The following is a 13,334-nucleotide window of genomic DNA, read 5'->3' as shown; positions in this document are numbered from 1 at the left end:
CTTTTTACTCTATCCGCCGCAAAAGATAAATGAAATTATAATCATAAAATATGAATAAAAAATCACTTCAATGCAATCTTTTATCGCCGTTCAACGGCAAAAAATTATATCCGCTACCGACGCCGGGCCGGTTGAAGCATTCGCGGCGGGCCATCGGCTTACATCGCCAGGAAATTCGCCAGCAACCGATGTCCCTGTTCGCTGAGAATGCTCTCAGGATGAAACTGTACACCTTCAAGGGGCAAGGTACGATGACGGATGCCCATGATTTCATCGTGAACGCCTTCTTGCAGGCTCCAGGCGGAAACCTCCAGGCAGGGCGGCAAACCGGCGGTCTCCACCACCAGCGAATGGTAGCGGGTCATGGTCAAATCCGCGGGCAACCCGGCGAAAACCCCCCGGCCGTCATGGACGATAGGTGAGGTCTTACCGTGCATAACCTGCTTTGCCCGCACAACGCGGGCACCGAATACCTGCGCTATGGCCTGGTGGCCGAGGCAAACCCCCAAAACCGGTATCTTGCCGGCAAAATGCGCAATGGCCGCCATGGAGATGCCTGACTCGTCAGGGGTACCGGGGCCGGGAGAAATCACCAGCCTCTCGGGCGCCATACGGTCGATATCGTCCAGTTGCACCTCATCGTGGCGTTTAACCTCTACATGTGCGCCCAGTTCGCAGAAATATTGGTACAGGTTATAGGTAAAGGAATCATAGTTATCGATGATCAGCAACATGGTAAGAGTGGCCTATTTTTACCGGTTGTTCAGGCAGGAAAATGAAGAAATGGGTCAGCTTGTCCCACGCATCGGGATTTCAGCCAAGTATAACGTGCTCCATATCCCGCTGTCGAACATCGGGCGGGGGGATTCACCGGCTTTAGCGTGAGGCAAATCGAGCCTTGGCGCGGCGCGCGTACCTATTCTGGGACAAAAGGTCAAAACCAGAGGTCAGGAATCGGATATCTGAAGTCAAATAATGGAATAGCGGAATAAAAGGCCGTATATTGCTCATAATTGACTTAATTAGTGAGCAAAGTTCCTGAATGACCACCATCATGGAAAAGACCACCGGACTTGTCGCCTTTGTCCGCACGGTTCAAAACGGCTCCTTTGCCAGCGCGGGACGTATTATCGGGGCCAGTCCCTCGGCCGTCTCCAAAAGCGTGGCCCGTCTCGAAGAGCGCCTGGGGGTGAGGCTATTTCAACGGTCAACCCGGACACTGAGGCTGACGGTGGAAGGCACGGATTATTATGAACGGGTGGCGCCTTTGCTGCAGGCAATGGAAGAAGCGGAAAATCATGTTCAGTCCAACGAGACACCGCAGGGCCTTATCCGCATCAGCGTGCCGGTTTTGGTGGGACGCGTGCTGATGGCGCGGTGGGTGGCGAAATTTGTCCTTCTCTATCCACGCCTTAAATTCGATCTCGACGTAACCGATCGAAACGTCGATATCATCCGGGAAGGATTTGATCTCGCCTTGCGTATCGGCGCCCTGCCGGATTCCGGGCTGAATGCCCGCTTACTGGGTTATACCGATCATATTTTGGCTGCGTCGCCGGCATACCTGAAGCGCCGCGGCGCTCCCCTTACCCTTGACGATCTGCAACATCACGACTGCCTGCGTTTCCTTATTGCGGGACGTCCCTTCCCCTACGCGTTTGCCGGCGGCGCCTCCATCATCCCCGACGGCCCTCTCGATACCAGCGACGGCGCCACGCTTCGCCAGGCCGCCGTCGAGGGGATGGGGATTATTCAAATCCCCCGGTTCGCGGTCGCCGACGACATCGCGGCCGGAACGTTGATCCACGTCCTGCCCGGGTTTCCCATGCTGGTATCCCCTATCCACGCGCTGCATCCCTTTGGCCGCCAACTGCCGATCCGTGCCCGGCTGTTCGTGGATTTTCTGGTGGAACAATTTCGTGAAAAGGATACGGCATCCTAGGCGTTCCAGCCGCCATCGACGGTAAGGTTTTCGCCGTTGGTATAAGAGGCGTCCGGGTGAGCCAGATAAGCGACGGCGGCGGCTATCTCTTTCACCTTGCCGAAACGGCCGACGCTTGTGAGCTTGACCATGGCGTCATATTCCGGCGTGCCGGGGTTCGGACTCAGCTCGGTGTCGATGGGACCGGGCTGGACGCCGTTAACCGTAATGCCCAATGGACCGAGCTCACGGGAAAGACCTTTGGTAAAACCGGACAGGGCGAACTTGGTGGCGATATAGAGGGTCACGCCGGGCAGCGGCGCGGCTTCGCCAAACGCCGAGCTGATGTTGATGATGCGTCCCCAGCCCGTTTTCGCCATGCGCCTGCCGGCATCTTTGGCCAAGGCCATGGGCGCACGGACATTCAAATTGAAATGATTGTCGTAGCTTTGGTCGGACGTTTCGAGAAACGGGCCGTACTCCACCGTGCCGGCGTTATTCACCAGGATATCAAGACGGCCGTTGAATTTACCGCTGAAAGCGCCATCGATGGCGGCAATGAGGGTAGCTATTCCCTTAGGGTCGCCGAGATCGGCGCCAACCGCTTCCGCTTCGCCGCCGGCGGCGCGGATTTCATTAACCACCGCCTCGGCGCGTTCCCGGCCGGCGGCATAGGTAATGATGACCGATGCACCGTCGGCCGCCAGACGGGCCGCCACCGCGGCGCCGATACCACGGGAAGAACCCGTGACCAGGGCGAGTTTGTTGCTAAGTGGTTTAGACATGCTTGAATCCTTAAGGTTAAGAGACGGGGAGTGCTCCCCGTCTGCTGTATGGTTTACGGATTCAGTATTGGCCTTTCCCAAATGTCCCGGTAGTGCCATTCCATTCGCTTCATTCGTGAATAAAGTTCGCGAATAACGCCAGCAGGCTTTCCAGCTCGGGAGACGGCGGAGGACATTGCCGTCAATTCATGCCTTGCCGGACTCCTGCATCGCCAGATTGGCGAGAATCAGGCTGGAATCAAGGCTGGGCGTTGCCGCCGCATCGCCGCCGCCCGACATCTGCTGCGCGATGAATTCCTTGCCGAAATCCGGGGTATTGAACGGGCTCGGGATGCTGTCCTTGAATTCCTGGTCTGAAACCTTGCCGTCGCCATCCTCGTCCATGGCCTTATACAGCGTATCGGCTTCGGCCTTAGTGCCGCCGCCGGCCGTAACCTGCTGCTCGAGGGAATCCTCGGTTACGGTGCCGCTGCCGTTGGGATCCACCGCCTGCAACAGCTGACTCTGGTAAACATCGGCGAAGGACGTCGTCGAGGCCTTTATCCCGAATCCGCCAAGTTTGGCGAACGACGCCGCATTGGCGATGTTGAACAGCGCGGCGGCTATGGAAGATGGAACCTGCATTGAAGCCCCCAATATGATTGATATAAACGTGGCGGCAAAACATCCTGCCCGTTGGAAAGTGCCGGTGATATCACCTGCCTTGTCCTAAGCTATCGGCATCGGACTCTCAATACTTTAGCCGGCAAACCCACATCACAATCTGATTATTGACAGATTAATCTATTATCATTACTCTGCTGAGTATGGCGAGACCTAAAGAATTTAACCGCGAAACAGCGCTGGCGTGCGCAATCCGCGTTTTTGCCGAGCACGGCTATGAAGGCACCTCCACCGAGGCGCTGTTGCAGGCAATGCGCATCAGCCGTCAAAGCATGTACGATACGTTCGGCGACAAACGCCGGCTTTTTCTGGAAGCGCTGCAACGCTATTGTTTCGAGAGCATAGGCACTATCGCGGCGGCCCTGCGGGGTGGCGGCTCGCCCCTGGCCGGCATTGAGGCGGCCCTGCTGAGCTTTGCCCTGCGTGCTCACGCCTCCTCTGAAAGCGGTTGCCTTGGGGTAAACGCCCTGTGCGAATTCGGCCGGCGCGACCGCGAAGTTACCGCCATTGGCGACGCCAGCGGCGCTGCCTTGCAGCACATTTTCGAATCCGCGATAAAACAAGCCATCGTTCAGGGGGAGATCGCCGCCGATGTGCAACCGCAGGAAGCGGCTCTATTCCTCAATGCGACGTTTATCGCCCTGAAGGTCATGGCGCGCGGAGGGGCCGACCCGGAAGCGCTGCGCTCCATCACGCGCACCGCGCTGCGGAGTCTGAAATAACGGGCATCCTTTTTTTACCCTGTTTTGGACTGATTAATCCAGAATAGAAAAACTATTTGAACCTACCGGAGAAACACCCCATGACGAAAATTTTGCTCGGTAAAGTCGCCCTGGTCACGGGGGGATCCCGCGGCATCGGCGCTGCAATAGTCCGCCGGCTGGCCGCCGACGGCGCCGCCGTCGCGTTCACCTTTGCCGCTTCAGAGGAGCGGGCGCTGGCATTGGTTGCCGAGGTTGAGGCCCTTGGCGGCAAAGTATTGGCAATCAAAGCGGACAGTGGGGATGCCGAGGCGGTGCGGCGGGCAGTAGCCCGAACCGCCGGCGCGTTCGGCGTTTTGGATATACTGGTGAACAACGCCGGTATTTTGATCCACGGCAAGGTGGATGAGTTTGCCCTGGAGGATTTTGACCGAATGGTGGACGTCAACGTACGGGCGGTGTTTGTCGCCGTACAGGCCGCCATTAAGCATATGACGACGGGGGGCCGCATTATCACCACCGGAAGCGTAGTGGCCGACTACACCGGTTTTCCCGGCGCTTCCATTTACTCCATGACCAAGGGTGCGGTGAGCGCCATGACGCGCGGCTTCGCGCGGGATCTCGGCCCGCGGGGCATCACGGTGAATGCGGTACAACCCGGTCCCACCGAAACCGATATTAACGATATCGAGAGCCAACGCGCCATGCTGCGCCCCATGATGGCGCTGGGGCGCATGGGCAAGGATTGGGAGGTTGCCAGTCTGGTGGCCTATCTTGCCGGTCCGCAAGCGGGCTTCATTACCGGCTCGCTGCTCACCATCGACGGCGGCTATACCGCTTAAACGGGGAATATCACGCCGTCGGCACGGTGCCGCCGTCGATGACGTATTCGGTGCCGGTAATCGCCGAAGCGCGTCCGGACGCGAGAAAGGCCACCAGTTCGGCTACCTCGTCGGGCCGGGCCGGGCGGCCCAGGGGGATACCCCCCAGGGAATCCATCAGGATCCGGCGGGCGCCGTCGAGATCCGTGCCTTCCCGCCCGGCGATCCCCCGCAGCATGCCGGCGGCCGCCTCCGTTTCCACCCAGCCCGGCGACACCCGCACCACGCGAACGCCCCGCGGGCCGACCTCCTTCGACAGGCTTTTACTGTAAGTGCTGAGGGCAGCTTTGGCGGCGGCATAGGCGGTGGTGGAATCAGGCAGCGGCAGTTGCCGCTGGATGGAGGTGACATGGATGATAACGCCGGATCCTTGGGCCAGCATGGCGGGAAGCAAGGCGCGATCCAGGCGCACCGCCGGCATCAGGTTGAGATTGAGTTCCGCCGCCCACTCTTTCTCCCCAAGGGAGGCGAAACCGCCGCCGGGGGACGACGATCCCCCCGCCACATGGACCGCAATATCGATACCGCCCAGCGTGGCCGTTACGGCGTCCGCTATGGCGGCGCATCCTTCCGGTGTAGCGATATCCGCCGCCACGAACCATTGGCCTTCCGGCACTGGGTCGGGCCGGTTTCTCGCGGTTATCAGCACCCTGGCTCCCGCGGCAAGCAGGCGGGCGGCCACGGCCTTGCCGATGCCTTTGGTGCCGCCGGTGACCAGCACGCGGCGGCCGGAAAATTCAGTCTCAGCCATCATAGGCGAATCTCCAGATTGGCGATTTTCCCGTCGCTGAGGCCGAAGGTGTAGGTCAATTCAACCGGGCTGCCGGGAAAATTACCGGCTACCCGGGCCACCAGGCTGATTACCTGGTCCTGCTGCGTGAAATGCAGCGGCTCGACGGTGTACTGATATTTTCCTTTGGCCGCACGCCGCCATTCGGTGATGGCCGTCAGGCCGCGATAGCTCTTGCCCTCATCACGTACGATGGCGTCCGGCATAAAAAAACGTTCCAGGCTTTGGGGGGTAAATTGATTGTCCGCGGCGAAATAGCCGGCAATGGGTTCAGGTAAGAGGATTGTCATGATTGCTCCGTTCGGGTGGTTGCCTTTACCGGATTTTCCCCTTAAGCTCTCTTTTTAGGAAGTACGCACGAAAAAGTAAGTTCAAAAAAGGCGCCCATGACCAACAAAACCTATACCGCCCTGACCGCCGCCAGCGGCGTAGAATCGGTGCTTCGCCTGCTGGAAGGCCGCTGGAAACTGGTTATCCTTTTCCATTTGTTCGGCGGGCAGGTGCGACGCTACTCCGACCTGGAAAAACTGATCCCCGATATTTCGCAAAAGATGCTGGCCCAGCAATTGCGTCAGCTGGAAGCCGACGGGATTGTGATACGCACCGACTATAAGCAGGTCCCGCCCAAGGTAGACTATCGTTTGACGCCTTGGGGCCAAGCGTTGTGTCCGGCGCTGGATGCGCTGCTGACCTGGGCTGAAAGCCGTAATTCGCTTATCTAGGCAAGGCGGTCCTGCGGGAACGGCTGAATTAAAATACGTACAGCGGTAATGAAATTGACTCCCTGAAATAACGACTCCATACTCGTTTTTCAGGCCCATGGGGGTCAATAACATGCAGTCTTGCAGAGGAGAGTCCCATGACTACCAAGCCCGTTAAGATTCCCGGCCCCGATCATCCCATTACCGTTGAGGCCAACCCTTCGCATATTGTGGTGGCCGTTGCCGGCAAAACCATCGCCGATACGCGGCAGGCGCTGACGCTGCGGGAGGCGGATTATCCGCCGGTGTATTATATCCCCCGTGAAGACATCGATATGTCCCTGTTGACGCGCACCGAACACCACACGTATTGCCCTTACAAAGGAGATTGCTCTTATTACAGCATTACTCCCGGCGGCCTGCGATCGGTTAACGCCGTCTGGTCTTATGAAAACCCTTACGACGCGGTGGCGGCAATCAAAAACCATGTCGCATTTTATCCGGACCGGGTCGACAGCATCAAAGCGTCGCCGTCCTCTGAGGGGTAGCGTCATGCAGCGGGCCGGCCGCGGCTACTCCGTTTCTCCCGGCTCATTCACCACCCGCATGAACAGGGCGGTGAGCGGTTCCAGCTCGCCAACCGCGCCGGCCCGATTGGCGGCCAGCCATTCGTCCCGTTCAACGGATCGCCAACGGGGATCGTAGCCGGCGTGCACCATCAACTGCTCGAAAAATATCCGCTGCGCACGGCCGTTGCCTTCGCGAAACGGGTGCAGCATATTGATATCCGCATAATATTGAGCCAGACGAGGGCATATTTCCTCCTTGGACAGGCCTTGCAGGTAATTTTCATCCTCCAGCTGCTGCATCACGGCGTTGCCCTCTTTTTCAAGATAATCAAAGTGGCAATAGCGCGTATCGTCTTGATAGATATCCACCGTCCGCAGTTGTCCGGCCCAATCGTATACATCCTGAAATAAGGTATGGTGAATGGCGCACAGCCACGGTAGTCCCAATTTGGCGGTACCCAGCTCAAGGGTTGCGGCCCGAAGGGACGTCAAGGCCAGTTCGGCCTCCAGCAGCCCGGCGGCCTCATGGATATTCAGTTTATTGCGCAGCACCTTGATGCCGGGGTAAAAATAGGGATCGCGGTCATCGCCGAATTTATCGTTCATAATGGCTCCTGAGCTCGTCGATTCGCCGTAACGCCTCTTGTGGCGTCAAGGTGATCAGCTCGGCGGAAAAACCTTGAAGCCTTTGGCTTTCTCTATAATTTTCATTACGGCGTTGCTGATATAATCGCGCTTTTTGCTTGTCGGTCATTTTTTTCATGGGGAAGCCCTGTTAACGATCGGCCCGGTTAATTACCTAAAGTATATACCCTAAATAATTCGAGCTGCAGGAAGACGACGACGCCGCGAATCCCCAGGAGCTTACTCGAGTAAGTGACTGGGGCGAGCGAGGACAAATCTGCCAGGAGCAGATTTGAACGCTGCTTGCAGCGGCCCCGAAGGGGCGAGGCCCATGGAGGGGCCGAGTATTGCCAACGTACCTGCAACTTGAAGTATGACGGGTATAACCGGCAATGGCGGATTCGCCTGAAGGGGGACGGGATAGGGGCATGAGGGGGAAAAGGCCGTAGCGACCGTTCCCCCCTGGCGTGACGAAGGACGTTAGGGCAGAATCTTGGCGGACAGGATAATGATAGGTTTCGTCGGAACGTTCTGATAAGGCCCGATATTTTTAGTGGGTGCCTGGGCAATTTTGTCGGCGACATCCATGCCTTTGATCACTTTGCCAAACACCGCATAACCGAAATCACGTTGCCCGTGATCGAGAAAAGCGTTATCGGCAATATTGATAAAGAATTGACTGGTGGCGCTGTCTTTATCGGCGGTACGGGCCATGGCCACGGTGCCGCGTAAATTGCGCAAACCGTTATCGGCTTCGTTTTTGATCGGCGCCTGAGTCGGCTTTTGCGTCATATCTTTATTGAAGCCGCCCCCCTGCAGCATAAAGCCGGGGATGACCCTATGGAAAATAGTATTGTCATAAAACCCGCTCTTCACATATTCGAGAAAATTCCCAACCGAGACCGGCGCTTTTTGGCTGTCAAGAGCCAGCTCAATTTTCCCTGCAGAAGTGGTGAGCAGTACATGAGTCTCTTTCTGCGCAGCCAGCGCAGAGGAGGACAAAGCGGCGAGAGAAAAAAATAATGCGGCGGTCGCCAGTTTTTGTTTCAGCATGAAAGGTTCCTTTGTAAAGACATGGGCAACAGGAAGCGCTTAGATTCTAAAGAGGGGGTCAGCCTAACGCTACCCATTTACCTATTTTTACGTAACAGGGCATAAAAATTCGTCAAGGCGTTCTTGTAAAAAACGCTGATACGCCCCGATGAAATGACTTTTAGCTCCAAAATTAACGCTGTAATGGTATGATATGCTGCCATATAGGTTGAAACCAATCTCTTTTGCGCCACCGGCGCCAGCCATCCATCGTATGATTTTCACAGGTTTATAATGAATAATAGCAATCGCTTGCGGCTAACATGGATTAGTTTTCTTTCTTATGGATTAACCGGCGCCTTAGTGATTGTCACCGGCGTGGAATTAGGCAACATCGCCGACTATTTTAATCTGCCGATATCCGGCATGGGTTCCACCTTCACCTTTTTGAATTCCGGCATTCTGTTATCGATTTTTCTCAATGCCTGGCTGATATCCATCATACCCATGAAACGGCAGTTGATTGCCGGTTTCGTGCTGATGGCGGTGACGGTGCTTGGATTGATGAGCGGCCGGAATATTGCCCTGTTCTCATTTTACATCTTTATATTAGGCGTGGTGAGCGGGATTACCATGTCCATCGGCACCTATCTGATCACCTATCTTTATGACGGCCGCCAGCGGGGGGCGCGCCTGCTGTTCTCCGACTCCTTTTTCAGCATGGCCGGCACGCTGTTTCCCATGCTGGCCGGCGTCATGCTGGCGCGGCATATTACCTGGTATTGGGTGTATGCCTGTATCGGCCTGGTCTATGTGGCGATATTTATCCTGACCCTGCTGTCCGAGTTTCCGGCGCCGGCCGCTCAAGACGCCTCCCTGCGGGGGCAGCCGTCGTCAAAGGAGAAATGGGGACTGGGGGTATTGCTGCTCTCCGCCGCCGCGTTATGCTATATCCTCGGCCAATTGGGTTTTATCGCCTGGGTACCCGAATACGCCGCCTTGAACTTCGGCATGAGCCAACAGCAGACGGGGAGTTTGGTAAGTCAATTCTGGATTGCCTATATGCTGGGGATGTGGGTTTTCAGCGCGGTACTGCGTTTCACGGATTTACAGCGGATGGTCACCCTGCTTGCCGCGCTGTCCGCAGTCATCATGTATCTGTTTATCGCCACCGATCGGCCGGCGCACCTGCATTATTATCTGCTGGGACTGGGATTTATCTCCAGCGCCATCTATACCACCCTCATTACGCTGGGTTCGCAGCAAACCCGGGTGACGTCGCCCAAACTGGTGAATTTTATCCTCACCTGCGGCACCGTCGGTACCATGCTGACGTTTGTGGTCACCGGGCCCATCGTGGCATCATATGGCGCAAAAGCCGCGTTGACCACCGCCAACAGCCTCTATCTGGCAGTGTTCATTCTTTGCCTGTTGCTGGGATTTGTCAGCAAACACCGCCTGTACGGCCACGGAGCCAAGTAGCATGCCCGCGATAGCAGATTGCTGACAAACATGCTCGGAGTCGATGAGGCGGCAACAACCGTTTATTTTTCACCGTAATGCAGGACATCCTCACGGGAAAGCCCGATATCCTTCAGCTGATCGTCGTTTAATTGCATCAGAATGGCGCGATTGCGGCGACGGTGGTTCCAGGCCATGAACCGACGGAAAAGCGTATCAGGCTGCGGGATTGGGTTCACGGCGCGATGTGGTAATGAAAAAGGAACGGCCTGGAAGGTTTTTGTCAGGGTTTTCATCATGGTTGCTCCTTGTTAAATGTTGCCACTATGATGAAGGGATCGGCGCTCACCGTACAGATTCAGAAAGCCATTATTTTTACCATACAATACGCATTTTTATCTTCTGTCATGGTATTATCCGGGCCAATCTGTATTGATTTTCACAAGTACACTTGTATCTGTATGGAACCAGCATGACACGCTACGATCAATTGGCCGGCATTATCGGCGAGCGCATAGAACAGGGCTTATACACCTGCGGCGAGCGGCTGCCTTCGGTGCGTACCTTAAGCCAGGAACATGAAGTGAGCATCAGTACCGTTCAGCAGGCGTACCGGGTACTGGAAGAGCGGCAGCTGATCGAGGCGCGGCCGAAATCGGGCTACTTTGTCAGCCAGCAGCATGAATTAGCGGCGCTGCCGGCCATGAGCAGACCGGCGCAGCGACCGGTCGAGATCTCCCAATGGGATTTGGTGCTCAAATTGCTGCGGGCGGATCCGGAGGACGGCATGGTGCATCTGGGGATCGGCATGCCGGATATCAGCTCGCCGACCCTGAGGCCGTTGATGAAGGCCCTGAGCCGCATCGCGCTGCAGCCGGATTTGCGCGGCATGGCCTATGGCGATATCTGCGGCGCTCCCGCCCTGCGGGAACAAATCGCCCGCCTCCTGGTGGACAGCGGCAACCTGTTGTCATGGGAGGATATCATGATCACCTCCGGCTGCCACGAGGCGCTCTCCATTGCCATTCATGCCCTATGCCAGCCCGGCGATATCGTGGCGGTGGACTCGCCAAGTTTCCATGGCGTGACCCAGACTTTAAAAGCATTCGGCATCAAGGCGTTGGAAATCCCCACCGACCCGGTGACCGGCATCAGTCTGGAGGCGCTGGAGCTGGCTCTCGAACAGTGGCCGATCAAAGCCATTCAGGTAACGCCCAATTGCAATAATCCCCTGGGATATATCATGCCGGACAGCCATAAACAGGCGTTGCTGACGCTGGCGCAAGGCTACGATACGCCGATTATCGAAGACGATGTCTATGGCGATCTGGCCTACCGCTATCCCCGGCCGGTGACCATCAAATCCCTGGATGAAGACGGCCGGGTATTGTTATGCAGTTCGTTTTCCAAAACCCTGGCGCCCGGCCTGCGTATCGGCTGGATTGCCCCCGGCCGGTACATGGAGCAGGCAACCCACATGAAATACATCAGTACCGGCGCTACCGCGCTGCAACCGCAGCTGGCGGTGGCCGAGTTCGTGCGTCAGGGGGGATATCAGAAGCATTTGCGCCGGATGCGTGCCCACTATCAACATAACTGCGACATCATGACCGGTTGGATCAAGACCTATTTCCCGCCTGAAACCCGGGTAAGCAGGCCGCAGGGGAGCTTTTTGCTGTGGATTGAAATGCCGGAGCATTTCGATTCGCTGCGCCTGAACCGCCAATTGGATCAGGTGGGGGTGCAAATTGCGGTAGGGCCGATTTTTTCCGCATCCGGCAAGTACCGCCACTGCATGCGCCTGAGCTACGCGCTTGCCCTTACCCCCGCCATCGAACAGGCGGTTAAAACCATCGGCAACGCCGTGAAACGGCAATTGGATGAAGTTAACGCTTGAAATCGACGATTTCCGGTGAATCTGCGAGAAACAGGGTGGATTGTGCCGGCTCGGTCTGGGCGATTATCCGTCCGCGGCGGATAACGTAACGGGGCGGAACCTGGCGTCTTACGGCATCAAAGCCATTTTCCGCCGGCAGAATCACCAGGTTGGCGCCATGTCCGACGGCAATGCCATAATCGCCAAGGTTCATGGTTCGTGCGCTGTTCACCGTGATCAAATCCAGTCCCTGATTGATTTGTTCGTATCCCATAAGCTGGCAAACGTGCAGCCCCATATGCAAGACCTGCAGCATATTGCCGGTACCCAGTGGATACCAGGGGTCGAACACGTCGTCATGGCCAAAGCAGACATTGATGCCCGCCGCCATCAGCTCTTTGACCCTGGTGACCCCGCGACGCTTGGGATAATCATCAAAACGCCCCTGTAAATGGATATTCACCAGCGGATTGGCCACGAAATGAATGCCGGAGAGCTTTAGCAGCCGAAACAGCCGCGCGGTGTAGGCGCCGTTGTAGGAGTGCATGGCGGTGGTGTGGCTGGCGGTAACCCGAGGGCCGATATGGTGGCGTAGGGCCAGCGCCGCCACGGTTTCCACAAAGCGCGACTGCTCATCGTCGATTTCATCGCAGTGCACATCCACCAGCCGGTCATAGCGCAGCGCGAGGGCAAAGGCTTTATGCAAAGACTCAACGCCGTATTCACGGGTGAATTCGAAATGCGGAATCGCGCCCACCGCATCGGCGCCCAAACGCAGCGCCTCTTCCAATAATTCTTCTCCCCGCGGATAAGAGAGTATGCCCTCCTGCGGGAATGCCACCAGCTGCAGCTCCAGCCAGGGGGCCACCTCCCGTTTTACTTCCAGCATGGCTTTCAGCGCGGTCAGATGGGGATCGGACACATCCACATGGCTGCGGACATATTGGATACCGTTGGCGATTTGCCATTTCAGCGTTTGCCAGGCGCGCTGTTTGACATCCTCATGGGTGAGCTGCGCTTTGCGCTCGGCCCAGCGCTCAATGCCTTCAAACAGCGTGCCGGATTGATTCCAGCGGGGGGAGCCCGCGGTCTGGGCGGTATCCAGATGGATATGGGGTTCGACAAAGGGCGGCACCGCCAATCCGCCCATGGCATCCAGGGTCCCGGCGGGGGCTTGCCCGGCGGTTCCGCCGGCGCTTATCTGGCGAAACCGCTCTTGTTCGATATCAATCTGCCAGAGGCCTTCACGCTGGGGCAGACGAACGTTGGTGATTCTTTGCAAAGGAAGCATTTGCACGGCGCGCCTCGAGTGGTGTGGATCTGATATTTC

General features: G+C 56.9%; 17 protein-coding genes. 7 read left to right on the top strand and 10 right to left on the bottom strand.

Annotation, left to right across the window (positions count from 1 at the left end):
* Positions 1 to 158 precede the first annotated feature (158 nt).
* Positions 159 to 734, bottom strand: coding sequence for an aminodeoxychorismate synthase component II (locus GTU79_RS02380; RefSeq protein WP_203522961.1), 576 nt, complete (start codon positions 732 to 734; stop codon positions 159 to 161).
* Between the two features lie 308 nt (positions 735 to 1,042).
* On the opposite strand from GTU79_RS02380, the gene GTU79_RS02375 reads away from it, so the two are divergent.
* Positions 1,043 to 1,942 carry a LysR family transcriptional regulator gene (locus GTU79_RS02375; protein WP_214513678.1) on the top strand — a complete coding sequence of 300 codons (900 nt, stop codon included), beginning with the start codon at positions 1,043 to 1,045 and terminating at the stop codon, positions 1,940 to 1,942.
* Here the strand turns inward: GTU79_RS02375 and GTU79_RS02370 are convergent.
* Both GTU79_RS02370 and GTU79_RS02365 read right to left on the bottom strand, forming a co-directional pair.
* On the bottom strand, positions 1,939 to 2,706 hold the full coding sequence (locus GTU79_RS02370; RefSeq protein WP_203522963.1) for an SDR family NAD(P)-dependent oxidoreductase: 768 nt from the start codon (positions 2,704 to 2,706) through the stop codon (positions 1,939 to 1,941). The two genes, GTU79_RS02375 and GTU79_RS02370, sit on opposite strands and share 4 nt — an antisense overlap.
* Positions 2,707 to 2,892: 186 nt before the next feature.
* A complete protein-coding gene (locus GTU79_RS02365; protein ID WP_203522964.1) occupies positions 2,893 to 3,330 on the bottom strand; it encodes an EF-hand domain-containing protein in 438 nt (145 codons plus the stop codon).
* A gap of 182 nt (positions 3,331 to 3,512) precedes the next feature.
* Between GTU79_RS02365 and GTU79_RS02360 the strand changes: the two genes are divergently transcribed.
* Positions 3,513 to 4,091, top strand: coding sequence for a TetR/AcrR family transcriptional regulator (locus GTU79_RS02360; protein ID WP_203522965.1), 579 nt, complete (start codon positions 3,513 to 3,515; stop codon positions 4,089 to 4,091).
* A gap of 80 nt (positions 4,092 to 4,171) precedes the next feature.
* Positions 4,172 to 4,912: a 3-oxoacyl-ACP reductase family protein gene (locus GTU79_RS02355; RefSeq protein WP_132923697.1), complete on the top strand. Its 741-nt coding sequence runs from the start codon at positions 4,172 to 4,174 to the stop codon at positions 4,910 to 4,912.
* Between the two features lie 10 nt (positions 4,913 to 4,922).
* Here the strand turns inward: GTU79_RS02355 and GTU79_RS02350 are convergent, their stop codons facing one another.
* On the bottom strand, positions 4,923 to 5,705 hold the full coding sequence (locus GTU79_RS02350) for an SDR family oxidoreductase (RefSeq protein WP_203522966.1): 783 nt from the start codon (positions 5,703 to 5,705) through the stop codon (positions 4,923 to 4,925).
* Positions 5,702 to 6,031, bottom strand: a complete 330-nt coding sequence (locus GTU79_RS02345) for a nuclear transport factor 2 family protein (RefSeq protein WP_203522967.1) — start codon at positions 6,029 to 6,031, stop codon at positions 5,702 to 5,704. Before GTU79_RS02345 ends, GTU79_RS02350 begins: the two co-directional genes overlap by 4 nt.
* A gap of 96 nt (positions 6,032 to 6,127) precedes the next feature.
* Here GTU79_RS02345 and GTU79_RS02340 point away from each other — a divergent pair, with 96 nt between their 5' ends.
* Together GTU79_RS02340 and GTU79_RS02335 are read left to right on the top strand one after the other, a co-directional pair.
* Positions 6,128 to 6,463, top strand: coding sequence for a winged helix-turn-helix transcriptional regulator (locus GTU79_RS02340; RefSeq protein ID WP_203522968.1), 336 nt, complete (start codon positions 6,128 to 6,130; stop codon positions 6,461 to 6,463).
* A gap of 137 nt (positions 6,464 to 6,600) precedes the next feature.
* On the top strand, positions 6,601 to 6,990 hold the full coding sequence (locus GTU79_RS02335; RefSeq protein WP_203522969.1) for a DUF427 domain-containing protein: 390 nt from the start codon (positions 6,601 to 6,603) through the stop codon (positions 6,988 to 6,990).
* A gap of 24 nt (positions 6,991 to 7,014) precedes the next feature.
* Here the strand turns inward: GTU79_RS02335 and GTU79_RS02330 are convergent, their stop codons facing one another.
* From GTU79_RS02330 to ppiA, 3 genes are all read right to left on the bottom strand, one after another.
* On the bottom strand, positions 7,015 to 7,617 hold the full coding sequence (locus GTU79_RS02330) for a putative adenosine monophosphate-protein transferase Fic (protein WP_203522970.1): 603 nt from the start codon (positions 7,615 to 7,617) through the stop codon (positions 7,015 to 7,017).
* Entirely contained in the window at positions 7,607 to 7,774 is a 168-nt protein-coding gene (locus GTU79_RS02325; RefSeq protein ID WP_132923703.1) for a YhfG family protein, read from the bottom strand. The genes GTU79_RS02330 and GTU79_RS02325 overlap by 11 nt, the downstream gene beginning before the upstream one ends.
* A gap of 341 nt (positions 7,775 to 8,115) precedes the next feature.
* Entirely contained in the window at positions 8,116 to 8,688 is a 573-nt protein-coding gene (ppiA, locus tag GTU79_RS02320; protein ID WP_203522971.1) for a peptidylprolyl isomerase A, read from the bottom strand.
* A gap of 273 nt (positions 8,689 to 8,961) precedes the next feature.
* On the opposite strand from ppiA, the gene tsgA reads away from it, so the two are divergent.
* Positions 8,962 to 10,149: an MFS transporter TsgA gene (gene tsgA / locus GTU79_RS02315; protein ID WP_214513677.1), complete on the top strand. Its 1,188-nt coding sequence runs from the start codon at positions 8,962 to 8,964 to the stop codon at positions 10,147 to 10,149.
* 62 nt (positions 10,150 to 10,211) lie between these two features.
* Here tsgA and GTU79_RS30040 read toward each other — a convergent pair whose 3' ends face one another.
* Positions 10,212 to 10,427: a DUF1127 domain-containing protein gene (locus tag GTU79_RS30040; protein ID WP_243701472.1), complete on the bottom strand. Its 216-nt coding sequence runs from the start codon at positions 10,425 to 10,427 to the stop codon at positions 10,212 to 10,214.
* A 173-nt stretch (positions 10,428 to 10,600) separates the two neighbouring features.
* On the opposite strand from GTU79_RS30040, the gene GTU79_RS02305 reads away from it, so the two are divergent.
* Entirely contained in the window at positions 10,601 to 12,025 is a 1,425-nt protein-coding gene (locus GTU79_RS02305; RefSeq protein WP_132923706.1) for an aminotransferase-like domain-containing protein, read from the top strand.
* On the opposite strand, the gene GTU79_RS02300 is transcribed toward GTU79_RS02305, so the two are convergent.
* Entirely contained in the window at positions 12,015 to 13,295 is a 1,281-nt protein-coding gene (locus GTU79_RS02300) for a cytosine deaminase (protein ID WP_203523176.1), read from the bottom strand. The genes GTU79_RS02305 and GTU79_RS02300 overlap by 11 nt on opposite strands.
* Positions 13,296 to 13,334 lie beyond the last annotated feature (39 nt).

Origin of the sequence: Sodalis ligni (assembly GCF_016865525.2) — a bacterium.
GTDB classification, from domain to species: domain Bacteria; phylum Pseudomonadota; class Gammaproteobacteria; order Enterobacterales; family Enterobacteriaceae; genus Acerihabitans; species Acerihabitans ligni.
The sequence above is the reverse complement of the archived record's forward strand: the minus strand, read 5'-3'. Positions and strand labels throughout refer to the sequence as shown.

What these genes read in the sequence shown, in the direction of transcription:
- GTU79_RS02300 (WP_203523176.1), bottom strand. Translation starts at nt 13,295, where the DNA reads ATGCTTCCTTTGCAAAGAATCACCAACGTTCGTCTGCCCCAGCGTGAA.
- GTU79_RS02345 (WP_203522967.1), bottom strand. Translation starts at nt 6,031, where the DNA reads ATGACAATCCTCTTACCTGAACCCATTGCCGGCTATTTCGCCGCGGAC.
- ppiA (WP_203522971.1), bottom strand. Translation starts at nt 8,688, where the DNA reads ATGCTGAAACAAAAACTGGCGACCGCCGCATTATTTTTTTCTCTCGCC.
- GTU79_RS02330 (WP_203522970.1), bottom strand. Translation starts at nt 7,617, where the DNA reads ATGAACGATAAATTCGGCGATGACCGCGATCCCTATTTTTACCCCGGC.
- GTU79_RS02370 (WP_203522963.1), bottom strand. Translation starts at nt 2,706, where the DNA reads ATGTCTAAACCACTTAGCAACAAACTCGCCCTGGTCACGGGTTCTTCC.
- GTU79_RS02380 (WP_203522961.1), bottom strand. Translation starts at nt 734, where the DNA reads ATGTTGCTGATCATCGATAACTATGATTCCTTTACCTATAACCTGTAC.
- GTU79_RS30040 (WP_243701472.1), bottom strand. Translation starts at nt 10,427, where the DNA reads ATGATGAAAACCCTGACAAAAACCTTCCAGGCCGTTCCTTTTTCATTA.
- GTU79_RS02335 (WP_203522969.1), top strand. Translation starts at nt 6,601, where the DNA reads ATGACTACCAAGCCCGTTAAGATTCCCGGCCCCGATCATCCCATTACC.
- GTU79_RS02305 (WP_132923706.1), top strand. Translation starts at nt 10,601, where the DNA reads ATGACACGCTACGATCAATTGGCCGGCATTATCGGCGAGCGCATAGAA.
- tsgA (WP_214513677.1), top strand. Translation starts at nt 8,962, where the DNA reads ATGAATAATAGCAATCGCTTGCGGCTAACATGGATTAGTTTTCTTTCT.
- GTU79_RS02375 (WP_214513678.1), top strand. Translation starts at nt 1,043, where the DNA reads ATGACCACCATCATGGAAAAGACCACCGGACTTGTCGCCTTTGTCCGC.
- GTU79_RS02360 (WP_203522965.1), top strand. Translation starts at nt 3,513, where the DNA reads ATGGCGAGACCTAAAGAATTTAACCGCGAAACAGCGCTGGCGTGCGCA.
- GTU79_RS02365 (WP_203522964.1), bottom strand. Translation starts at nt 3,330, where the DNA reads ATGCAGGTTCCATCTTCCATAGCCGCCGCGCTGTTCAACATCGCCAAT.
- GTU79_RS02355 (WP_132923697.1), top strand. Translation starts at nt 4,172, where the DNA reads ATGACGAAAATTTTGCTCGGTAAAGTCGCCCTGGTCACGGGGGGATCC.
- GTU79_RS02350 (WP_203522966.1), bottom strand. Translation starts at nt 5,705, where the DNA reads ATGATGGCTGAGACTGAATTTTCCGGCCGCCGCGTGCTGGTCACCGGC.
- GTU79_RS02340 (WP_203522968.1), top strand. Translation starts at nt 6,128, where the DNA reads ATGACCAACAAAACCTATACCGCCCTGACCGCCGCCAGCGGCGTAGAA.
- GTU79_RS02325 (WP_132923703.1), bottom strand. Translation starts at nt 7,774, where the DNA reads ATGAAAAAAATGACCGACAAGCAAAAAGCGCGATTATATCAGCAACGC.